This is a genomic window from Pseudomonas sp. FP2294 (assembly GCF_030687625.1).
GTDB lineage: Bacteria > Pseudomonadota > Gammaproteobacteria > Pseudomonadales > Pseudomonadaceae > Aquipseudomonas > Aquipseudomonas shahriarae.
The window spans coordinates 95608-117096 of the sequence record NZ_CP117441.1; the positions used below are offsets into that span (position 1 = coordinate 95608).

A 21489-nucleotide genomic window follows, 5' to 3' on the forward strand; every position below is an offset into this window, starting at 1 on the left:
GTCATACCTCGTTAAGCTGTTGAGCGGCATCCAGTGCCGCACGGCCCCGTGGGCCATGAAAGTATTCGTGAATCCAGGCGTCGTCCGTTTCCGAAACAACATCTATGGCTCCGGCCACCAATACCTTTTTCTGCGCCAGCACCGCCACGCGGTCGGTGATGGTGTAGAGCGTGTCCAGGTCATGGGTGATCAGCAGCACACTCAGGCCCAAGGCATCGCGCAGGGTCAGGATCAACTGGTCGAAGGCTGCTGCGCCAATGGGGTCGAGGCCGGCTGTCGGTTCATCGAGAAACAGAATGTCCGGGTCCAGGGCCAGGGCGCGGGCCAGGGCCGCACGTTTGATCATCCCGCCCGAGAGTGACGACGGGTATTTGTCGGCCGCCGACAACGGCAGCCCGGCCAGGGCCAGCTTCACCGCTGCCAGGTGCTCGGCATCGGCACGGCTGAGACCGGCGTGTTCGATCAATGGCAGGGCGACGTTCTCCGTGACCGTCAGCGAAGAAAACAGCGCGCCCTTCTGGAACAGCACACCGAAACGCCGCTCCACCAGGGAACGCTCGTGCTCCGCCAGGCTCGGCAGGTTCTGCCCGAAGACCCGCACCTGGCCTTCACTGGGCTGGCGCAGGCCGACGATGCTGCGCAACAGCACCGACTTGCCGCTGCCCGAGCCGCCGACCACGGCGAGGATTTCGCCCTTGTACAGGTCCAGGTCGAGGTTTTCATGCACGCTTTGCGGGCCAAAGCGGTTGCACAGGCCACGGACTTCGATCACCGCCTCGCTGGGCGCACGCTGTAAACGGCTCACCAGCCCATCTCCATAAAGAACAATGCGGCCACCGCGTCGAGCACGATCACCACAAAAATTGATTGCACCACCGCAGAGGTGGTGTGGGCACCGACCGATTCGGCGCTGCCGCTGACCTTGAAGCCTTCCAGGCAGCCAATGGCGGCGATCAGGAAGGCGAAGAACGGCGCTTTGACCAGGCCCACCAGCAAATGCTGGACGCCAATATCCGATTGCAGCAGCGAGAGGAACATCGCCGGCGAAATATCCAGGGCCACGGCGCACACCACGCCGCCGCCGATAATTCCGGAGATCATGGCGAGGAAGGTCAGCATCGGCAGCGCCACCAGCAACGCGAGAACGCGGGGCAGCACCAGCAACTCCATGGGGTCCAGGCCCAGTGTGCGGATGGCGTCGATTTCTTCGTTGGCCTTCATCGAGCCGATCTGCGCGGTGAAGGCACTGGCGGTACGGCCGGCCATCAGGATTGCCGTGAGAAGGACGCCAAACTCCCGCAGGAAGGAGAACGCCACCAGGTCCACGGTGAAAATACTTGCGCCGAAACTTTCCAGCACCGTGGCGCCGAGAAACGCAACCACGGCGCCCACCAGAAAGGTCAGCAAGGCGACGATAGGCGCGGCGTCGAGCCCGGTCTGTTCGATATGCGCCACCATCGGCGTCAGGCGCCAGCGCTTGGGCCGGAACACGCCACGGGCGAGGGTTTCGAGGATCAGGCCGATAAAGCCGAGCAGCTTCATGGCATCTTGCCAGACGGTATCCACCGCGCCGCCGATGCGCGCCAGCAGTTGGATGCCGGCGCTTTCCTGCGGCTCTTTGACGGGCACACAGAAATCATTCAGGGAGCGGTAGACGGTCTTGAGCAGCGCGCGGTCGGCGGCGGGCAGACTGCAGTCGGACTGTTCGGCGGAGTGCTCGATGCGCTCGGGCCCCAACAGTTCCACGAGCAGCGAGGCGCCGGCAGTGTCTAGCGCGCCCAGGCCGTTGAGGTCGACGCGGGTGCTGGCGTCGTACTGGCCGTCGAGGCTCGCCGACAACCGCTTGAGGGCGCTGTAGTGGGCCAGCGTCCAGTCCCCGGTGACCCTGAGTTGGGGCGGTTGGGTGGACGCGTCCAGGTGGGCATTGCCTGCCGTTGTGCTACTGGTCATAAGCTCCGAGCTTGTTTGGCTATTCCACAATTGCTATGTAATAGCACGATCCATCCTACTTTGGCGTGTCCGTTGGTGCTGTGTCCGTGACTTTAAAGCGCAACACGCCGATCACCTGGCCATCTTCGGTCAGCACCCGCACTTGCCAGCGGCCCGCGGCATTCGCCGGGAAGTTCTGCTTGTGCGTCCAGGCCCGATAGCCTTCCTTGCGCCCGCCATGGATGTCCAGGGCAATGCGGTCGACCTCTTTGCCGTTGAACTGCCACACATGGTAGATGCGCTCGTCCAGGCCGCGCGGTGCGTTGATCGCGGTGTAGGCGTACAGGCCGCTGCTGCGCAGTTGGCTGGCGCTGACTTCCTTGAGGTCATCGCCGGGGGTACGGTCCTGCAATTGGGTGCTGATTGCCACTTCGCTCATCCACAGGGTCGCCGGCGGCACCCAACTGCGCAGGAACCAGCCCGCGCAACCGATCGCCGCCGTCACGCCCAGCAGCATCAGCCACCCCTTGACGCTGCGCAGTGGCAGGCTTACTGCCAGGCTGGGGATCGACAAGGCCATCGCTACGCCCAGGGCCAGTTTGTAACTTTCGGCGGTGGTCAGGTGCAGGATGATCGGCAACGCGGTGAGCAAGGCGGCAAATAGGGTCAGGGTGTGCAGCGCCAGAAACAGCGAGCGCTTGGGTGCCAGCCATTTGTAGTACAGCGGGTCGGTGATCGAGACGAGTGCGGCGGCGCCCAGCAAACCGGTGAAGATTGCCTGGCTGCTGTTCCAGGTGGTGGTGACAAAAAAGAATGGCAGGACAAAAAACAGGCTTTCCTGGTGGATCATTTGCGTGGCGTAGCGCAGCAGCGGCTCGGGGATTTCCCGCTTGAAGACCTTGCTGAACAACTGGGTGAAGCTGTTCTCCAGCATCAGCCACAGCCAGCTCACCAGCATGATGATCGCGATCCAGCTGGCCATGCCTTGCTGGCGGTCCACCAGGATAAAGCTGCCCACCCCCGAGATAAAACCGCCGAGTGCGATCACCCCTGGGTAGCGCTTCATCAGTTCGAGGATGCGCTGGATGAGATGGGTCAGGTTTGGCATTCGGCGGTTCGCAGTCTTTGTAGGAAAAAATCCCAGACAGAATAACGTCTTAGCCCTCTGAGTGGCGTGCGATTACGCAACTGCTTTGCGATAACGGAGCACGCCAATCAGCCCAATGGTAATCAGCCCCAGCACGCCTGCGGCGATCCAGCCCAGGGCGTCGTAACTGAGCAACGGCTTTTCGATGCGCCAGTAGCCGGGCTGGTTGAGCAACTGGCGCATAGCCTGGTTGGTTTGCGCCAGGCTTACGGCCTTGATGCGCTTGGCCGGGTCGCTGAAGCGGCCATCGGCGTAGTCGGCCAAGGCGCCCCAGTAATAGTCGGCCAGGCCACTGTTGCCCTGCACGGCCCATGCCTGGCGGTCGATGGCAGCTTGTTGCAGGCGGCTAAAGGTGACTCGGTCGAGGCCATCCTCAAGCAGCTTGGCCTTGAGGTTTTCGAGGACGTGTTCGGCTTCAGGCAGGTTGTCGCGGTCCAGGTCGGCGTTCAGGCTCATGAACCCCACGCCGCCCAGCACTTCGCGCTCGCTCCGCGGGCCGTAGGACAGGCCATGCTGCAGGCGCAACTGGCGATACAACGTCCAATCCAGATAGTCCTTGAGCAGGTCGTAGGTCGCGTCGTGCTGGTCGTCCAGTATCGGCTCGGGAAACAGCCAGTGCAGCTTGGCGCCATCGCCGACCCAGCCACGGACCAGGTCACGCTGGGTCGCTGCGGCCTCAAGGGTTTGCGGTAAGGCCCGGTGTTCACTGGGGTCTACCGGCTCGAGCTGGCCATAGGTGCGTTCCAGATAGGCCGGGAGCAGTTTGTCGAGGTCGCCGACGATGATCAGGGTCATGTTGTTGGGGGCGTACCAGTCCTGGCGTACCTTTTCCAACTGGGCGCGGGTCAGGTGCTCGACTTCGGCACGCTCGGCGCATTTGAGGCCCAGTTCCACCGCCAGTTGATTGCTGGCGTTGTGGCCCAGGTCCTGGCGATCCAGCAGGCGTTGCAGGTGCGAAGAGTGGCCGCCGTCTTCGCGCTCCACCACCTGTTTGGCCGCGTTGATTGCGGCGTCGCTCAGCTCGGTACGGGTCACGATTGCCATCAGCAGGTCCAGCACCTTGCGCTGGTTGCGCGCCGGGGCTTCGATGACGAAGGTGGTGTCGGCATTGCTGGTGTAGGCGTTCCACTCCCCGCCCAGGGCCTGCATCTGTTCTTCCAGTTCGCCCTCGCCGCCGCCATTGATGCCGCTGAATAGCAGGTGCTCCAGCAGGTGCGGCAGTTCCTTGTCCGCGCAACTGAAGTCGTCCAGGCCTACACCGACCACCAGGCGGATCGCCACGTGCCCACGTTCGGTGCCCGGCTTGAGCAGCAACTGCAGGCCGTTGGGCAACAGATAGCCTTCGACCTGCAAGCGGTCAAAGGCAAAGGCGTGGGCCGAGCCTATGAGCAGGCAGGCGAATAACAGGCGACGCATAACGGGGTTCCTGGCGGGTGATGACTTTGGGAGCAGCCAGTGTGTCAGGCATGCATTTTTCTGCTGACACACCGCTATCGCGGGCAAGCCCGCTCCCACATTGGTTGGGCGGTGTTTTTAACTGACTCCCCGGGCGTGCGGTTCGTTCAGGGCGAATGGGTGATGTCGGCAATATTGTCCGCTGCCAGCGCGCCGGTCTCGGAGGTTTCCAACACTACATAAGCACTGCTGCAAAACAACGAGTTCAGGCGTTTCATGTCGGCAATCAGCTCCAGGTGCAGGGAGCTGGTCTCGATACTTTGCACGATCTTGCGTTGCAGGCGGCTGACGTGGGCGTGGGCCAGGCGCCGTTCCTGGGCGCGAAAGCGGCGCTTCTCGCGCAGTAATTGGCGGGCGCTTTCCGGGTCGGCGCTGAGGAATACCGACAGGCCCAGGCGCAGGTTGGAGATCAACTGGCTGTGCAGGTCGGCCAGTTCCTCCAGCCCGACTTCGGAAAACGAGCGACGCTGGGAGGTTTTCTGCTGCTGGACCTTGCGCAGCATGCGCTCGATCAAGTCGCGGGCCAGCTTCAGGTTGATCGACAGCTCGATGATTTCGGCCCAGCGCCGGCTGTCGTGCTCGCTGAGGTCCTCCCGAGGCATTTGCGCCAGGTACAGCTTGATCGCGCTGTAGAGCGCCTCGACATCATCGCTGAGGCTGCGCATTTCCTGGGTGATCGCGGTTTGTTTGCCGCGCAGCACTTCCAGCATGGCGGTCAGCATGTTGTCGATCAGGTCGCCTAGGCGCAGGGTTTCCCGCGCGGCATTGGCCAGGGCCAGGCTCGGCGTGGACAACGCCGTGGGGTCGAGATGGCGGGGTTTGGCCAGGCCATTGGCCTCTGGGCGCTCCGGCAGCAGCCAGGCACACAGGCGTGCCATGGGGCCGATAGTCGGCAGCAGGATCAGGCAGCGGGTGACGTTGTAGAGCAGGTGAAAGGTGATGACCATGCCCTGGGCGCTGTAGTCCAGGGTGTCCATCCACTGCACCAGCGGGTCAAGCACGGGAATGATCAGCAACAGGCCGATCAGCTTGTACAGCAGGCTGCCCAGGGCCACTTGGCGGCCGGCGGCGTTTTGCATGCTGGTGCTGAGGAAGGCCAGCACGCCGCTGCCGATATTGGCGCCGATCACCAGGCCGATGGCCACATGCAGGCCAATCACCCCGGCGCCGGCCAGGGTCGCGGTCAGCAGCACGGCGGCCAGGCTGGAGTAGGAAATCATCGCAAACAGCGCGCCCACCAGGGCATCGAGCAGAATGTCGCCGGTCAGCGAGGCGAACAGCACTTTGACGCCTTGGGCCTGGGTAATCGGCCCGGCGGCTTCAACGATCAGTTGCAGGGCGAGAATGATCAGGCCCAGGCCGATCCCCACCCGCCCCATCTGCCCGGCGCGTGTCTGCTTGCGCGACAGGAAGAAGATCACCCCGAGAAAGATCAGCAGCGGCGACAGCCACGACAGATCCAGGGTCAGCACCCGCGCCATCAATGCGGTACCGACGTCGGCACCGAGCATGGTCGCCAGGGCGGGGGTCAGGCCCATCAGGCCCTGGCCGACAAACGAGGTCACCAGCATCGCCGTGGCGTTGCTGCTTTGCACCATGGCGGTCACCAGGATCCCGGCAATGAACGCCAGCCAGCGCCTGGCCATGTTCTGCCCGATGACTTGGCGCAGGTTGGAACCGTAGACCCGCAGGATGCCAGTACGGACGATATGCGTGCCCCAGATCAGCAGGGTTACCGCAGAAAGAAGATTGAGCAGGGTCAGCATGCTCGGCCCCCTGTATTGAGTCGTGCTCGAAGTGGAGCAAAAAGTGCCGCGTGCCGTTTTGGGTTGTGTACTTAAGCTGTAGTTGGCGAACGGCCTGTGCGCCAGCATCGCATAGCTAAAGTCGGCTTTGAAACAAAACTGTCATGAAATCAGCTTTTTGCAGGCGAAAAAAAGGGGCCCGCATGGGGCCCCTCATTCGGTCATCGCAGGTTTACTGGCCCGGAATGTCCTTGCGCAGTTTCACTGGATCCTGCTGCTTTTTCTTCTTCGCGATGGCGCTACGCATCTTGATGTTGACCGCTTCTACCGCCAGGGAGAACGCCATGGCGAAGTACACGTAGCCTTTTGGCACGTGGACGTCGAAGGATTCAGCGATCAGCACGGTACCCACGATCAACAGGAACGACAGCGCGAGCATTTTCAGCGACGGGTGCTTGTCGATGAACTCACTGATGGTGCCAGCTGCCAGCATCATCACCAGTACCGCTACGATGATCGCCGCGACCATGACCGGAACGTGGGAAACCATACCCACGGCGGTAATCACCGAATCCAGGGAGAACACGATGTCGATGATCGCGATCTGGATGATGGTGTAGATGAACTTGCCACCCTTGCCTTTCGGCTCTTCGTGGGTTTCGTCTTCACCTTCCAGGGCGTGGTACATCTCCTGGGAGCTTTTCCACAGGAGGAACAGGCCGCCGAAGAACAGGATCAGGTCGCGACCGGAAATACCCTGGCCTGCAATGGTGAACAAGTCGGCGGTCAATTGCATGACCCAGGTGATCGACAGCAGCAACAGGATCCGCGTGACCATGGCCAGGGCCAGGCCGAAGATCCGGGTGCGCGCCTGCATATGCTTGGGCATACGGCTGACCAGGATCGAAATCATGATGATGTTATCGATGCCCAGGACGATCTCGAGAGCCGTCAAGGTGAAGAAGGCAATCCAGATCTCCGGATTGGTCAGCCATTCCATATGTGTTCCTTTGCGCGAGTGTTAGACCGCGCCGGCAGTAGGACCGGCGCAGTGGGTTGTTACGATTATAGAGTGCTGAACAGCGGGAATGTGCCCAACAACAATGCAGCGAACATTATGCACAGGCATACCAATACTGCCCACTTCAGGGTGAAGCGTTGGTGATCGCCAAATTCGATACCGGCCAGGGCGACCAACAGGTAAGTCGAGGGCACCAGCGGGCTGAGCAAGTGTACCGGCTGGCCAACGATTGAGGCACGGCCCATTTCTGCGGCGGTGATTCCGTAGTGGCTGGCGGCTTCGGCCAATACCGGCAGTACGCCGTAGTAGAACGCATCGTTGGACATGAAGAAGGTGAACGGCATGCTCACCAGCGCGGTGATCACCGCCAGGTACGGGCCCAGAGCCTCAGGGATGACCGCCAGCAGGCTCTTGGACATGGCGTCGACCATGCCAGTGCCCGACAGGATGCCGGTGAAGATACCCGCGGCGAAGATCAGGCCGACCACTGCCAGCACGCTGCCCGAGTGGGCGGCAACGCGGTCTTTCTGCTGCTGCAGGCACGGGTAGTTGACGATCATCGCGATACTGAAGGCCACCATGAACAGCACAGGCAGCGGCAACAGGCCGGCGATCAGGGTGCACATCAGGGCCAGGGTCAGGGCGCCGTTGAACCAGATCAGTTTCGGGCGACGGGCATCGGGGAACTGCGAGACGCTGATTTCGCTATGGTCGACTTCATCGCCTTGCAAGTGCAGCACACCCAGACGAGCACGCTCGCGCAGGCCGTACATATAGGCGATTACCAGAATGGCGACCACGCCGGCGGCCATGGCCGGGATCATCGGTACGAAAATATCCGAGGGGTCCACGTGCAGCGCACTGGCGGCGCGGGCGGTCGGGCCGCCCCAGGGCGTCATGTTCATCACGCCACCGGCGAGGATGATCAGGCCGGCCATGATCCGCGGGCTCATGCCAATGCGCTTGTACAGCGGCAGCATGGCGGCCACGCAGATCATGTAAGTGGTGGCACCGTCGCCATCCAGGGACACCACCAGTGCCAGTACGGCAGTACCGACGGCGACTTTAAGCGGGTCGCCCTTGACCAGCTTGAGGATCTTGCGCACGGCCGGGTCAAACAGGCCAGAGTCGATCATCAAGGCAAAGTAGAGGATGGCAAACATCAGCATCACGCCGGTGGGCGCGAGCTTGGTGATGCCTTCGAGCATCATCGGGCCGATCTTTGGCGCAAAGCCACCGAACAGCGCGAACAGGATCGGCACGATGATCAGGGCGATCAGCGCCGACAGGCGCTTGGTCATGATCAGGAACATGAACGTGATGACCATGGCAAAGCCAAGGAAAGTCAGCATAGGAATACTCCAGGCGTAGCGCGGCTAGGGAATGGCGAACCGGGTTGGGGTCAGCGCAGAACGAAAAGCGCGAGGCGTACGGGGGGAGTCGGGAAAAACAGGCGGGTAGGAGCGGACATCAGAATCACCATTGTTGTTGTTAATTGGGCCCCTGGGCGTAGAAAAGCTCAGGTTGGCCAACCGGTCTATTGCCGGTAGTGAGGGCGATCCTAATCGCGAAAGCTTTCAGCCAGCTTTCGCTGGGTAAACAGGCGATGAACAGATGCTTCGTGGGATTGGTCTGGTTTTGATGTCTGTAAGGGCGCTATCGCGGGCTTGCCCGCGATGCTGTTGACCTTAAGGCAGTTGCAGGCCACCGGCCGCCTTGTGCAAGGCCCGCAGATGTTCGCCCACCTGCTTGAGATTGGCCTCGCAGGCGGCAATCTCTGCAGCCCGCGAAGGCTCCAGCAGTGCCCTCACCTCTTTGTCCAGGTCGCCGGTCAACGATTGCAGCTGTTTCTGGCGTGATGCGCTTTCCGACTCCAGGCGTTGCCACTCCTTGGGTTGGGGCAATCCATAGCCGCCGCTGCCGAGCAGCTCCGCCGGGCGGCTGAGGAAGCCGCTGTTGGCGAGGATCTGCTGCAAGGTGGCATCGGCCTTGGCCATGCCGCCGTTCTTCAGCTCACGGGCACCGAGGTAGCGTTGCTTGACCTCGTCCTGGGCGAGCATCAGCTGTTTGCGAAAGCTGGCCTGTTCCAGCAGCAGCAAGGCGGCGCTGGTGCGCAGGTCAGCCTTGTCGAACCAGGTCCTGCGTTGCTCGGCGCTCAAGGCCAGCCAGTCTTCGACCTGGGTCTGCGGGATCGGCAGGTGTTTCTTCAGCACCTCGAACATCGCCTGGTAGCGCTCGCGGAAGGAGTCGAAGTGATAGCCCAGGCGCAAGGCTTCGCGGCGGTCATCCAGCACGCTGGTGTCGGCCAGCCCACGGGCCTTGAGCACTTCGAGCAAACCGTTGGGGGTGATGTTGTCCAGGGTGGTCAGTTGCGGGTTGGCGCTGCCGCTGCGCAGCAGTTTCAGGCCTTCGACCGCGCAGTTGTTGGAGAGGAAGTAGTAATTGCCGTCGTAGCTCCAGTGCATTTCGGCGGCGTGTTCGACGGTGTCGTTGATCTCCTGGCGCGTGAGGATCAAGGGCACCGACGCCAGGCCGCGCAGTTCGGTCTTGGTGTATTCGTCGATCACCTGGGCCAGGGGCAGTACAAACAGACGTGAGGGGTACTTGCCTACCAGTCCGTCCCAACTCGATAGCTGCACGTCGCCCACGAATGCGCGGTAGGACAACACCAAGTGCTGGTCCAGGTCCAGGCGGCAATCCGGGCCACGGGGGCGGCCCGGGGCGCAGATCACCAGGCGCAGCATGCTGTGGCCCCAGCGGCTCACCAGGTTCTGGTTGGCCTCGGCCAGCAGGTAGTCGATGGCGTACACGCGCTCGGGATCGACCTGGCCCAAGGGCGTCTTGGCAAAATCGTTACCGGCATTGAGGAAGGCGAAAGTGTTGGCGCAGGTGTCCTTGGCCGGCGGGGCCCAGCCGAAGTGTGCCTGGTAGTAGCGATACAGCGCAGGACGGCGGCAGGCGTAGCTCGGGTCGAGGAGGAAGTACTCCATGTTGACCGCGACGAACTCCTTGGGGTTGGTGATTTCGTACAGGTCCGGACTACGGGCCACTTGCCGATTGTGTTGCTCGCGCTCGCCACGGCGGCCGACGTATTGCGGCCAGCCGGCCAGGTCGAGCAAGCGCGGGTCGTCGCTGAGGGTGAAACGGCGGTCATTCTGGCCACGGCATTGATCGGGCAGGCCAATCAGGCCGGTGATGTTGTTCTGGCGGCTGCAGCGCTGGATCAGCGAGCGCTGGTCCTTGGGCCACAGGCGCGCACGGTCATAGATGTGGGTCAGCTCATGTAGCACAGTGGCGAGCAGTTCCCGGCGCACGGTGCCATGGGGGCGCAGAGTCTGCTGGGTGGCGGCGGTGCCGTCCGTGAGGCTGGCCAGCAGCTTGCGGTTGAGGTCCAGTTCCGAGACCAGTGACGCCTGGCCATAGGCATTGGCGGGCATCTCGTCGGTCCAGCCGACGTCGATGCGCCGGTCCAGTTGCTCGATGAAGCGCGGCGGCAGCGCCTGCATGGCTTCATCAAGCAATGCCTGGCTGGCCTGCTGTTGGGCTGGGCTCAAGCCGTCGGTCTTGAGCCGTAGTTGCAGGCTGGCCTGGGCGGCGCTGCCTGCCAGCAGTACCGTCGCAGCCAATAGCCAGGCGGTGAAGCGCCTCACAATGCGAGGATGGCTTCGGCGAGGACCTGGTCGCTGGCGTCGCGGGCTTCTGGCACGCGGGTGCGCAGGGTGTCGAAGGCGGCTTCCAGTTGCGCGCCACGGATATCGCCATTGCTGGCGACAAAGCTGGCGGCATCGTCGTGGGCTTCGCGCACGACTTTGGAGTCACGGATGGAGGTGGTGGTGTCCGAGGTGAAATCAATGGTGCGGCCGAAGGCACGAACAATGATGTTACTGGTAGCCACGAGGGTTTGAGCCTGGGCGATATCGGCCAGCAGGAACAGGCCGAGAACAGCAGCGATCAACGGGCGACGCATGGAATGACTCCAAAGAGAAAGGATGATTATTGGACGAGAATTGCCTGGGCCAGTTCAAGGTCACTGGACTTAAGTTTTGGTTGGGTGCGACGCAGATAATCCAGTGCACTTTCCAGTCGGGCGCCCCGCCATTGGCCGTCAGTGGCAATAAACGCGGCAGCGTCATCCTGGGCGGCCAGTAGCAATTTACGGTCGAACGGCGCCGAGGTCACTTTGCTGGTGGCATAGGCACTGGCGACGAGGCCTTGCGTGGACACATCAAAGGCCTGGGCAGGCCCGGCCCCGCACACGGCAAGCACTGTAGGAACAATCAACAAACGGTATGAAAAAGCCATGGGACTCGACAACTGAAAACGAGCGCCAAGGCTAGCGTAATGCCTGGGCGAGAGCCAGCGCGGGCACCTCTATGTAGGAGCTGGCTTGCCGGCTCCTACAAAACAGCTCCGGCTCAGATGGCCAGGATCGCCTGGGCCAGTTGCACATCCGTGGCCGCATTGAGTTGTGGCGCCTGTTGGCGGATCTGCGCCAGGGCGCTTTCCAGCTTCACGCCACGGATCGCGCCTTCACTGGCGACGAAGCTGGCGGCATCGTCACGGGCAGCACGTACGACCTTGTTGTCGCGCAGGGACGATGTGGCATCGGAGCTGGCATCGGACGTGGCTTTAAGCGCGCCCACAATCGAGTCGGTGGTCACAATCAGGCTGGTGGCGCTGGCATTGGCGGCGACGGCAAGCAGGGCTGCAGCGCTCAGCAAACGAAGACGGGACATGGGGTGACTCCTGTGTATGGGACGAACTAATGACGCGATAGTAGCGGGCGCCTATCTGTTCGGGTAGTACGCAGTGAGAAGTCGTTGCCCGGAAAGGCTATTGGGGTAGTACAAAACGATCGTTATAAAATTGTACTGGTCGATTCTTAAATTAATGAAACTGTACTTGTTGCGAGGCTGAGCACTGACTTTTCAGCCTCCCAGAAACCACAAAACCCGCCTCCGGTTACCCGGGGCGGGTTCTGCTACAACAATTCGGGTTGCTGGCTGTGGACCTGTTAGGTCAGGGCCAGCGGGCGCTAAATCAGCGCCAGAACGGCTTGCTCAGCTCTTCGTAGCGTTGAGCTTCGCTGATCCCGGCATCGGCCAGCAGACGCGAGTCCAGACGAGCCAGTTGATGGCGGCTGGAGATGCGGCGCTGCCACAACATCAGGTTGGCGATAACGCGCAGAGGCAGGGAAGCCTGGGTGTTTACAGCTTTATCTTCGAAGAACAGTTCGGAACTGAGTGTACGTTCCATGATGACATCCTTCCGCTTGTGGCGGGATTAGGTAGTGGTTTAACTGATGCCAATGATCCTCCTCCGGCGCAAGACTCTCTAGATACAGTTCACCTGTATTGTGAGGGGCCAGTTAACTGTTTATAGCGGCTGTACTGTACGGAAATGGGGCAACTGTACCTGTCGGCACTTATTTGGTGCGTTTTAGGCGTTTTGGAGAGCGGGCGTAGGGTTTTTCGGTAGGAAATGACCGGTACAGTAGTACAGTTTTTTTAAAAGATGCCGCGCTCAGTTCCGAGCGAATGCAACTGTGTTTGCATCCGCCCGGATCTGTATTGATCAACCTTTGAGCATGTGCCCGGTTTCTTCCAGGTTGATGTGCCAGCTCAAGGCTTCGCGCAGGATGTGCGGGGTATGCCCGCCGATGGCGCAGGCGGCGTTGAAGTAGTTATTGAGGGCGTCACGGTAGTCCGGGTGCACGCAGTTATCGATGATCACCCGTGCCCGCTCCCGTGGCGCCAGGCCACGCAGGTCAGCCAGGCCGATCTCGGTCACGAGGATATCGACGTCATGCTCGGTATGGTCGACATGGCTGACCATCGGCACCACGCTGGAAATCGCCCCGCCCTTGGCAATGGATTTGGTAACAAAGATCGCCAGGTGCGCGTTGCGGGCGAAATCCCCCGAGCCGCCAATGCCGTTCATCATCCGCGTGCCGCAGATGTGGGTGGAGTTGACGTTGCCGTAGATGTCGAACTCCAGCGCCGTGTTGATGCCGATTATGCCCAGGCGCCGCACCACTTCCGGGTGGTTGGAGATTTCCTGCGGGCGCAGCACCAGCTTGTCTTTGTAGCGCTCCAGGTTGCCGAACACGTCGGCATTGCGCCGCTCTGACAAGGTGATCGAACTGCCGGAGGCAAAGCTCAGCTTGCCGGCGTCAATCAGGTCGAAGGTCGAGTCCTGGAGGACTTCGGAGTACATAGTCAGGTCTTCGAACGGCGATTCGATCAGGCCGCACATCACCGCGTTGGCGATATTGCCGATACCTGCCTGCAGTGGGCCGAGCTTGTTGGTCATGCGCCCGGCGTCCACTTCCTGCTTGAGGAAGTTGATCAGGTGATTGGCGATCCACTGGGTGTCGCTGTCGGGCGGCGTGACCGTGGAGGCGGAATCGGCCTGGTTGGTGATGACGATGGCGACGATCTTCTCTGGCGGGATCGGGATCGCGGTGCTGCCGATGCGATCATCCACCTTGACCAGCGGGATCGGGGTGCGGGTCGGGCGGTAGGTCGGGATATAGATGTCGTGCAGGCCTTCGAGGTTCGGATTGTGCGCCAGGTTGATCTCGATGATCACCTGCTTGGCAAAAATCGCGAAACTGGCCGAGTTGCCCACGGAGGTGGTGGGCACGATATGGCCTTGCTCGGTGATGGCCACGGCTTCAATCACTGCGATGTCCGGCAGCTTGAGCTGGTTGTTACGCAGTTGTTCGACGGTTTCCGACAGATGCTGGTCGATAAACATTACTTCGCCGGCATTGATCGCCTTGCGCAGCGTGCTATCGACCTGGAACGGCATGCGGCGCGACAGCACGCCGGCTTCGGTAAGTTGCTTGTCCAGGTCGTTGCCCAGGCTGGCGCCGGTCATCAGGGTGATTTTCAGGGGCGAGGTCTTGGCGCGTTCTGCCAGGGCGTGGGGCACAGCCTTGGCTTCACCGGCGCGGGTAAAGCCGCTCATGCCGACGGTCATACCGTCCTCGATCAGGGCGGCAGCATCGGCGGCGCTCATGACCTTGTTCAACAGCGAAGGCAAGCGAATACGATCACGGTACATGGATTGTTATCTCGGGCAACGGAGGCAAGGTGGGCAGTCTAGTGATTTCAAAGGCGTTCGTCCCGCTACCATGGTCGAATGCCAGGTGGCGATTTAGAGCCTTTGGTCGGGTTTTTCCCGTTAATAAAAAACCCCAGCCTACGGGAGGCCGGGGTTTTGGGTATTGCGCTGGAGCAGTGTTTATTCGACAGCCTTGACCATGTCTTCAATGACCTTCTTCGCGTCGCCGAAGACCATCATGGTCTTGTCCAGGTAGAACAGTTCGTTATCCAGGCCGGCATAACCACTGGCCATCGAGCGCTTGTTGACGATGATCGTCTTGGCCTTGAAGGCTTCGAGAATCGGCATGCCGGCGATCGGCGATTTCGGATCGTTCTTGGCGGCCGGGTTGACCACGTCGTTGGCGCCGAGCACCAGCACCACGTCGGCCTGGCCGAACTCGGAGTTGATGTCTTCCATCTCGAACACCTGGTCATACGGCACTTCGGCCTCGGCCAGCAGCACGTTCATGTGACCAGGCATGCGCCCGGCGACCGGGTGGATCGCGTATTTCACGGTGACGCCGCGATGGGTCAGCTTCTCGGTCAGTTCTTTAAGTGCATGCTGCGCCCGCGCTACCGCCAGGCCATAGCCTGGGACGATGATCACGGTGTCGGCGTTGGTCAGCAGGAAGGTGGCGTCGTCAGCCGAACCGGACTTCACCGGGCGCGCCTCTTTCGAACCGGCCGGCCCTGCCGCATCCGGCGTATTGCCGAAACCGCCGAGCAGCACGTTGAAGAACGAGCGGTTCATCGCCTTGCACATGATGTACGAGAGGATCGCGCCGCTCGAACCTACCAGGGAGCCGGCAATGATCAGCATCGAGTTGTTCAGCGAGAAGCCGATACCCGCCGCAGCCCAGCCGGAGTAGCTGTTGAGCATCGACACGACTACCGGCATATCCGCGCCGCCAATCGGAATGATGATCAGCACGCCCAGCACGAAGGCCAGGGCCAGCATCAGGGCAAAGGCGCTGAGGTTGCCGGTGAACATAAACACCAGGCCCAGACCCAGGGTGGTCAGGCCCAACACCAGGTTCAATTTATGCTGGCCACCGAACTGTACCGGTGCGCCCTGGAACAGACGGAACTTGTACTTGCCCGACAGCTTGCCGAAGGCAATCACCGAACCGGAGAAGGTAATGGCACCGATAGCGGCACCGAGGAACAGCTCCAGGCGGTTGCCCGCAGGAATCGCATCGCCCAGTTGCTTGACGATCCCCAGGGATTGCGGCTCGACCACTGCGGCGATCGCAATAAACACCGCTGCCAGGCCGATCATGCTGTGCATGAAGGCGACCAGTTCCGGCATCTTGGTCATTTCTACGCGCTTGGCCATGATCGAGCCGGCGGTACCGCCGACCAGCAGGCCGACAATCACGTAGCCGATGCCGGCAGTGGCAAGTTCTGCACCGAGCTTATAGATGAGGCCAACGGTGGTGAGTACCGCCAGCGCCATGCCCAGCATGCCGAACAGGTTGCCGCGTCGGGACGTGGTTGGGTGCGACAGGCCTTTGAGGGCCTGGATGAAGCAGATCGACGCGATCAGGTAGAGCGTCGTGACGAGGTTCATGCTCATTACTTCTGCACCTCTTCTTTAGCCTTGGGCGCTTTCTTCTTGAACATCTCAAGCATCCTACGGGTAACCAGGAAGCCGCCGAACACGTTAACGGCAGCCAGGGCCACGGCCAGGGTGCCCATGGTCTTGCCCAGTGGCGTGACGGTGAGTGCGGCGGCGAGCATGGCGCCGACGATCACAATCGCCGAGATTGCATTGGTCACGGCCATCAACGGCGTATGCAGCGCGGGGGTGACGTTCCAGACCACGTGGTAACCGACATAAATCGCCAGCACGAAGATGATCAGGTTGTAGATACCGGGGGAGATAAGCTCTTCCATCGTCTGAATCCCTGCTTAGGCGTTTTTGCGGATGACTTGGCCGTCGCGGCACATCAGGCACGCGGCGACGATGTCGTCTTCGAGGTTGATTTCAAACTGCCCTTCCTTGGTGAAGACCAGCTTCAGGAAGTCCAGCAGGTTGCGCGCGTAAAGGGCTGAAGCGTCGGCAGCGACGGCACCGGCAAGGTTGGTCGGGCCGCAAATGGTCACGCCGTTCTCCACCACCACCTGGTCGGCGACGGTCAGTGGGCAGTTGCCACCTTGGGCGGCGGCCAGGTCGATCACCACGGAGCCTGGCTTCATCTGGGCGACGGTTTCGGCGCTCAGCAACGTCGGGGCCTTGCGACCCGGGATCAGGGCGGTGGTGATGACGATGTCGGCTTGCTTGGCGCGCTCATGCACGGCCAGGGCCTGACGCTGCATCCAACTGGTGGGCATGGGGCGTGCGTAGCCGCCGACACCGACGGCGCATTCGCGCTCTTCATCGGTCTCGTAGGGCACGTCGACGAACTTGGCGCCGAGGGATTCGATCTGTTCCTTCACGGCCGGACGGACGTCGGACGCTTCGATGACGGCACCCAGGCGTTTCGCCGTAGCGATGGCCTGCAGGCCGGCCACACCAGCACCGAGGATCAGCACACGGGCGGCTTTCACCGTACCGGCGGCAGTCATCAGCATCGGCATGAAGCGCGGGTAGTGATGGGCCGCGAGCAACACCGCCTTGTAGCCGGCAATGTTGGCCTGGGACGACAGCACATCCAGGCTCTGCGCACGGGAGGTGCGCGGGGCGGCCTCCAGGGCGAAGGCAGTGATGCCATGTTCGGCCAGGCGGGTGATGGTTTCGTTGCTGAACGGATTGAGCATGCCCACCAACACGGTGCCGCTTTTAATCAGCGTCAGTTCGCTGTCGCTGGGGGCGACCACCTTGAGAATCAGCTCGGCGCCAAACGCGTCGCTGGCACTGCCAATGGTTGCGCCTGCCGCTTCATAGGTACTGTCGACGACGCTGGCATTGATGCCTGCGCCGCTTTGTACAGTGACCTTATGGCCCTGGCCGATCAGCTTCTTGATGGTTTCCGGGGTTGCAGCAACCCGCGTTTCACCGGTCTGGGTTTCGAGAGGAACACCAATGTGCACGTCAAATCTCCTGCATGATCTTTTTGCTTTTGATTTTTGTAAAAAGGCCAGTGCACCGCGAGTGGCGCAACTGGGGCGGCCGATCAGCACGACCCCGCTGAAATGACAGCAGGGCGCGGCATTTTGCAGGCGAACTTTACGGCCTTCAAGGGATTATGACGGGTGACGAAAAATTAACTACAAGTCACCCTGTGACTGATTGTCGCAACGTGCCGAAATAACCTCTTTGAATACAGGTGTTTAAAGGCTTCGGGCGAAAAAAGACAATTTTTGCAATTGTCGTCATGAATAGCGGGTCATGGGGGGTGAATAACCCCTGTAGCGCTGATAGCTATTGGCTTTCAGGTCATTTTTGCATTGATCGGTACAGTCTGTCTAAAGGCGACATATATTTATATCTGTAGTGCTATAAATTATCTGACTACAAGGTCAGTAAATATCACGGGCGTCTAGAACTGGTGGCTGTAGCGTTGTGCCTGATCAACCAGCCAGTCTCGAAAGGCGCGCAGCGACGCGGATTCGACCTTTCTCTCGGGAATCATCAAGTAATAAGCCTTGCTGCTGGTCAGCGCCTGCGGGTTGGCGATCACCAATTGCTTCTCGCCCAGTTCGCGTTGAATAAGGAACGGTGGGATCAGCGCAATGCCCATGTCATGCATGGCCGCCTGGGACAGCATGGAGAATAGTTCGTAACGCGGGCCTGTCATGTCCCGGGGGATATTCAGTTGCTGGGCGTTGAACCACTGGCGCCAGGCGTAGGGCCGTGTGGTTTGCTGTAGCAGCGGCAGTTCGGCGATTTCCTCTGCGCTGAAGTGCGAGCGGTTCTCCAGCAATCGCGGGCTACAAACGGGAACCGGGTTTTCGCCCATCAGTCGGTGGGATTCGGTCCCGGACCAGTCGGCATCGCCGAAATAGACCGCGGCATCGAATTGCGTATCGGCAAACAGGAATGGGCGGGTGCGGTTGGTCAGGTTCACCGTGACTTCGGGGTGTTGCTGCTGGAAGTCCTTGAGGCGCGGGATCAGCCACTGCGTGCCGAACGTGGGCACTACTGCCAGCTCGATGACATTGGCGCCCTGCTGGCCCATCACTGAGAGAGTGTCGCGCTCCACGGCATCTAGTTGCGTCGCGACCCGCCGGCTATAGGAAAGCCCGGCTTCCGTGAGCTTTACGCCACGTCGCGAGCGTCGAAACAGTTCGACACTCAAAAACTCCTCGAGGCTGGCGATCTGTCGGCAGATTGCGCCCTGGGTAATGGATAGCTCCTGCGCGGCCTTGGTAAAGCTCTCGTGGCGGGCTGCCGCTTCAAAACTGACCAGGGCCGTGGTGCTGGGGATCTTCCTGCGCATGTACCGTCGCCTCACTAATAAAGAGCAGTTTTGCCCTTTTCAATCATTACGAAGTGAGAAATTAGCACAAGCCTATGCAAAAACCTCGTTTGCCCTCCTCGCCTGTCCGGCCTAGGCTCCATGCACGACTTTTGATTTACTTCGCGAGGACTCACTCATGGGCGGTAAGGCAAGCTTCAACTGGATCGATCCACTGCTGCTGGATCAACAGCTCACAGAAGAAGAGCGCATGGTGCGCGACAGCGCTGAGCAATTTGCCCAGGACAAGCTGGCGCCGCGTGTGCTGGAAGCCTTCCGTCATGAAAAGACCGATCCTGCAATTTTCCGTGAAATGGGCGAGACCGGCCTGCTCGGCGCGATGATCCCCGAGCAGTACGGTGGCAGTGGCTTGAACTACGTCAGCTACGGCTTGATTGCCCGTGAAGTGGAGCGTGTCGACTCCGGCTACCGCTCGATGATGAGCGTGCAGTCGTCCCTCGTCATGGTGCCGATCAATGAGTTCGGTACTGAGGCGCAAAAACAGAAGTACCTGCCCAAGCTGGCCTCGGGTGAGTGGATTGGTTGTTTCGGCCTGACCGAGCCCAACCACGGTTCGGACCCGGGCGCGATGATTACCCGTGCGCGCAAGGTGGATGGCGGCTACAGCCTTACCGGCAGCAAGATGTGGATCACCAACAGCCCGATTGCCGATGTGTTTGTGGTCTGGGGCAAGGACGACGCCGGCGATATCCGTGGTTTTGTCCTGGAGAAGGGCTGGAAAGGCCTGAGTGCCCCGGCGATTCACGGCAAGGTCGGCCTGCGCGCTTCGATCACCGGCGAAATCGTCATGGATAACGTGTTCGTTCCCGAAGAAAACATCTTCCCCGATGTGCGCGGCTTGAAAGGGCCGTTCACCTGCTTGAACTCGGCGCGCTACGGCATCTCCTGGGGCGCGTTGGGGGCAGCGGAGTTCTGCTGGCACACGGCGCGCCAGTACACCCTTGATCGCCAGCAGTTCGGGCGTCCATTGGCTGCCACACAATTGATCCAGAAAAAGCTCGCCGATATGCAGACCGAGATCACTCTCGCCCTGCAGGGTTGCCTGCGTCTGGGGCGGATGAAGGATGAAGGAACGGCGGCGGTGGAGATCACTTCGATCATGAAGCGTAACTCCTGCGGCAAATCCCTGGATATCGCCCGTATGGCTCGTGACATGCTGGGTGGCAACGGTATCTCCGATGAGTTCGGGATCGCCCGGCACCTGGTCAACCTGGAAGTGGTGAATACCTACGAAGGCACGCATGACGTCCATGCGCTGATCCTCGGACGTGCACAGACTGGTATCCAGGCGTTCTATTAATAGGAGTGTGACCATGGGCGCGCTATCGCATCTGCGGGTACTGGATTTGTCACGGGTGCTGGCAGGGCCCTGGGCCGGGCAGATTCTTGCGGATCTCGGGGCCGAGGTGATCAAGGTCGAGCGACCTGGCAGTGGCGACGATACGCGCGCCTGGGGGCCGCCGTTCCTTAAGGATGCTTATGGTGAGAACACCACTGAGGCGTCCTACTACTTATCGGCCAACCGTAATAAGGAGTCGGTGACTATCGACTTCACCCGACCGGAGGGGCAGAAGCTGGTCCGGGACCTCGCGGCGAAGTCGGATATCTTGATCGAGAATTTCAAGGTTGGCGGTTTGGCGGCGTATGGCCTGGACTATGAGTCGCTCAAGGAGCTCAACCCGGAGCTGATCTACTGCTCTATCACAGGGTTTGGCCAGACCGGGCCGTATGCGGCGCGCGCGGGCTATGACTTTATGATCCAGGGGTTGGGCGGGCTGATGAGTCTGACGGGGCGTCCCGAGGGTGATGAGGGCGAAGGTCCGGTCAAGGTGGGTGTGGCACTGACCGACATTTTGACCGGGCTTTACTCTACGGTGGCGATTCTGGCGGCGTTGGCGCACCGCGACCATGATGGTGGCGGCCAGCATATTGATATGGCGTTGCTGGATGTCCAGGTGGCTTGCCTGGCTAATCAGGCGATGAATTACCTGACGACGGGTGTATCGCCCAAGCGGTTGGGCAATGCGCATCCGAATATCGTGCCGTATCAGGACTTTCCCACCGCTGACGGCGATTTCATCCTGACCGTGGGTAACGACAGTCAGTTTCGCAAGTTTGCCCAGGTTGCCGGGCAGCCACAGTGGGCTGATGATCCGCGGTTTGCTACTAATAAGCTGCGGGTGGCCAATCGGGCGGTGCTCATTCCATTGATTCGCCAGGCCACAGTGTTCAAGACCACTGCCGAGTGGGTGAGCCAGCTGGAGCAGGTCGGTGTGCCCTGTGGGCCGATCAATGATCTGGCGCAGGTGTTTGCCGATCCTCAAGTGCAGGCGCGCGGGTTGGCTATCGAGTTGCCGCATCCGCTGGCAGGCAAGGTGCCGCAGGTGGGGAGCCCTATGCGGCTGTCCAAGACGCCGGTGGAGTATCGCAGTGCGCCGCCTCTGCTGGGCGAACATACGGCTCAGGTGCTAAGCCAGGTGCTGGGATTGGGGGCGGCCCATGTGGCGGCTTTAAAGGAAGCGGGGGTCATTTGAGGTGTTTCTTCTATATAGAGGGGGTTTCTATATAGAAAGGCTGGTTGTTTTTTAAACGATCGTAACTAATTGATAGAAAAGCAAAATTAAGGGTTGACGGCAGATTCTGGAAGTCTATAATTCGCCCC

19 protein-coding genes are annotated in these 21489 nt (G+C 60.8%); 2 read left to right on the top strand and 17 right to left on the bottom strand.

Translation table 11 applies throughout. The features are described from left to right. Position 1: 1 nt before the first annotated feature. From PSH73_RS00470 to PSH73_RS00550, 17 genes are all read right to left on the bottom strand, one after another. Positions 2-805, bottom strand: a complete 804-nt coding sequence (locus PSH73_RS00470; protein ID WP_057439238.1) for an ABC transporter ATP-binding protein — start codon at positions 803-805, stop codon at positions 2-4. Beyond that, on the bottom strand, positions 802-1950 hold the full coding sequence (locus tag PSH73_RS00475; RefSeq protein WP_057957915.1) for an ABC transporter permease: 1149 nt from the start codon (positions 1948-1950) through the stop codon (positions 802-804). The genes PSH73_RS00470 and PSH73_RS00475 overlap by 4 nt, the downstream gene beginning before the upstream one ends. Positions 1951-2005: 55 nt before the next feature. Then, positions 2006-3037 (bottom strand): DUF5924 family protein, encoded by a 1032-nt coding sequence (locus tag PSH73_RS00480; RefSeq protein WP_169989900.1) that lies wholly within the window; start codon positions 3035-3037, stop codon positions 2006-2008. A 72-nt stretch (positions 3038-3109) separates the two neighbouring features. Further along, positions 3110-4492: a pitrilysin family protein gene (locus tag PSH73_RS00485; protein ID WP_198799687.1), complete on the bottom strand. Its 1383-nt coding sequence runs from the start codon at positions 4490-4492 to the stop codon at positions 3110-3112. A gap of 146 nt (positions 4493-4638) precedes the next feature. Continuing rightward, positions 4639-6297 carry a Na/Pi cotransporter family protein gene (locus PSH73_RS00490; protein WP_305461735.1) on the bottom strand — a complete coding sequence of 553 codons (1659 nt, stop codon included), beginning with the start codon at positions 6295-6297 and terminating at the stop codon, positions 4639-4641. 211 nt (positions 6298-6508) lie between these two features. Further along, positions 6509-7276, bottom strand: a complete 768-nt coding sequence (locus PSH73_RS00495) for a TerC family protein (RefSeq protein WP_057442131.1) — start codon at positions 7274-7276, stop codon at positions 6509-6511. Between the two features lie 65 nt (positions 7277-7341). Further along, positions 7342-8649 (bottom strand): CitMHS family transporter, encoded by a 1308-nt coding sequence (locus PSH73_RS00500; protein WP_057442133.1) that lies wholly within the window; start codon positions 8647-8649, stop codon positions 7342-7344. Positions 8650-8985: 336 nt separating this feature from the next. Continuing rightward, positions 8986-10947: a DUF4105 domain-containing protein gene (locus PSH73_RS00505; protein ID WP_198791841.1), complete on the bottom strand. Its 1962-nt coding sequence runs from the start codon at positions 10945-10947 to the stop codon at positions 8986-8988. Continuing rightward, entirely contained in the window at positions 10944-11264 is a 321-nt protein-coding gene (locus PSH73_RS00510) for a DUF2388 domain-containing protein (RefSeq protein WP_057442137.1), read from the bottom strand. Before PSH73_RS00510 ends, PSH73_RS00505 begins: the two co-directional genes overlap by 4 nt. A 26-nt stretch (positions 11265-11290) precedes the next feature. Next, positions 11291-11599, bottom strand: coding sequence for a DUF2388 domain-containing protein (locus PSH73_RS00515; protein ID WP_057442140.1), 309 nt, complete (start codon positions 11597-11599; stop codon positions 11291-11293). Positions 11600-11712: 113 nt separating this feature from the next. Beyond that, positions 11713-12033: a DUF2388 domain-containing protein gene (locus tag PSH73_RS00520; RefSeq protein ID WP_057442142.1), complete on the bottom strand. Its 321-nt coding sequence runs from the start codon at positions 12031-12033 to the stop codon at positions 11713-11715. Between the two features lie 304 nt (positions 12034-12337). After that, positions 12338-12553 carry a DUF1127 domain-containing protein gene (locus PSH73_RS00525; protein ID WP_007911656.1) on the bottom strand — a complete coding sequence of 72 codons (216 nt, stop codon included), beginning with the start codon at positions 12551-12553 and terminating at the stop codon, positions 12338-12340. A gap of 318 nt (positions 12554-12871) precedes the next feature. Next, positions 12872-14365, bottom strand: a complete 1494-nt coding sequence (locus tag PSH73_RS00530; protein WP_057957921.1) for an acetyl-CoA hydrolase/transferase family protein — start codon at positions 14363-14365, stop codon at positions 12872-12874. Positions 14366-14545: 180 nt separating this feature from the next. After that, positions 14546-15982, bottom strand: coding sequence for an NAD(P)(+) transhydrogenase (Re/Si-specific) subunit beta (locus PSH73_RS00535; protein ID WP_057957922.1), 1437 nt, complete (start codon positions 15980-15982; stop codon positions 14546-14548). After that, positions 15982-16302: an NAD(P) transhydrogenase subunit alpha gene (locus PSH73_RS00540; RefSeq protein ID WP_003233786.1), complete on the bottom strand. Its 321-nt coding sequence runs from the start codon at positions 16300-16302 to the stop codon at positions 15982-15984. Before PSH73_RS00540 ends, PSH73_RS00535 begins: the two co-directional genes overlap by 1 nt. A gap of 15 nt (positions 16303-16317) precedes the next feature. Next, positions 16318-17439, bottom strand: coding sequence for a Re/Si-specific NAD(P)(+) transhydrogenase subunit alpha (locus PSH73_RS00545; RefSeq protein ID WP_120731164.1), 1122 nt, complete (start codon positions 17437-17439; stop codon positions 16318-16320). A 449-nt stretch (positions 17440-17888) separates the two neighbouring features. Beyond that, positions 17889-18788, bottom strand: a complete 900-nt coding sequence (locus PSH73_RS00550; protein ID WP_057442148.1) for a LysR family transcriptional regulator — start codon at positions 18786-18788, stop codon at positions 17889-17891. A gap of 157 nt (positions 18789-18945) precedes the next feature. Between PSH73_RS00550 and PSH73_RS00555 the strand changes: the two genes are divergently transcribed. Next, on the top strand, positions 18946-20127 hold the full coding sequence (locus PSH73_RS00555) for an acyl-CoA dehydrogenase (protein ID WP_029290432.1): 1182 nt from the start codon (positions 18946-18948) through the stop codon (positions 20125-20127). 13 nt (positions 20128-20140) lie between these two features. Next, a complete protein-coding gene (locus PSH73_RS00560) occupies positions 20141-21361 on the top strand; it encodes a CaiB/BaiF CoA-transferase family protein (RefSeq protein ID WP_169960476.1) in 1221 nt (406 codons plus the stop codon). Positions 21362-21489: the final 128 nt, after the last annotated feature.

Bases quoted from the DNA above. Each gene is read 5' to 3' on its own strand.
- PSH73_RS00475 (WP_057957915.1), bottom strand. From the start codon at position 1,950: ATGACCAGTAGCACAACGGCAGGCAATGCCCACCTGGACGCGTCCACC.
- PSH73_RS00480 (WP_169989900.1), bottom strand. From the start codon at position 3,037: ATGCCAAACCTGACCCATCTCATCCAGCGCATCCTCGAACTGATGAAG.
- PSH73_RS00485 (WP_198799687.1), bottom strand. From the start codon at position 4,492: ATGCGTCGCCTGTTATTCGCCTGCCTGCTCATAGGCTCGGCCCACGCC.
- PSH73_RS00490 (WP_305461735.1), bottom strand. From the start codon at position 6,297: ATGCTGACCCTGCTCAATCTTCTTTCTGCGGTAACCCTGCTGATCTGG.
- PSH73_RS00495 (WP_057442131.1), bottom strand. From the start codon at position 7,276: ATGGAATGGCTGACCAATCCGGAGATCTGGATTGCCTTCTTCACCTTG.
- PSH73_RS00500 (WP_057442133.1), bottom strand. From the start codon at position 8,649: ATGCTGACTTTCCTTGGCTTTGCCATGGTCATCACGTTCATGTTCCTG.
- PSH73_RS00510 (WP_057442137.1), bottom strand. From the start codon at position 11,264: ATGCGTCGCCCGTTGATCGCTGCTGTTCTCGGCCTGTTCCTGCTGGCC.
- PSH73_RS00515 (WP_057442140.1), bottom strand. From the start codon at position 11,599: ATGGCTTTTTCATACCGTTTGTTGATTGTTCCTACAGTGCTTGCCGTG.
- PSH73_RS00520 (WP_057442142.1), bottom strand. From the start codon at position 12,033: ATGTCCCGTCTTCGTTTGCTGAGCGCTGCAGCCCTGCTTGCCGTCGCC.
- PSH73_RS00525 (WP_007911656.1), bottom strand. From the start codon at position 12,553: ATGGAACGTACACTCAGTTCCGAACTGTTCTTCGAAGATAAAGCTGTA.
- PSH73_RS00530 (WP_057957921.1), bottom strand. From the start codon at position 14,365: ATGTACCGTGATCGTATTCGCTTGCCTTCGCTGTTGAACAAGGTCATG.
- PSH73_RS00535 (WP_057957922.1), bottom strand. From the start codon at position 15,982: ATGAGCATGAACCTCGTCACGACGCTCTACCTGATCGCGTCGATCTGC.
- PSH73_RS00540 (WP_003233786.1), bottom strand. From the start codon at position 16,302: ATGGAAGAGCTTATCTCCCCCGGTATCTACAACCTGATCATCTTCGTG.
- PSH73_RS00550 (WP_057442148.1), bottom strand. From the start codon at position 18,788: ATGCGCAGGAAGATCCCCAGCACCACGGCCCTGGTCAGTTTTGAAGCG.
- PSH73_RS00555 (WP_029290432.1), top strand. From the start codon at position 18,946: ATGGGCGGTAAGGCAAGCTTCAACTGGATCGATCCACTGCTGCTGGAT.
- PSH73_RS00560 (WP_169960476.1), top strand. From the start codon at position 20,141: ATGGGCGCGCTATCGCATCTGCGGGTACTGGATTTGTCACGGGTGCTG.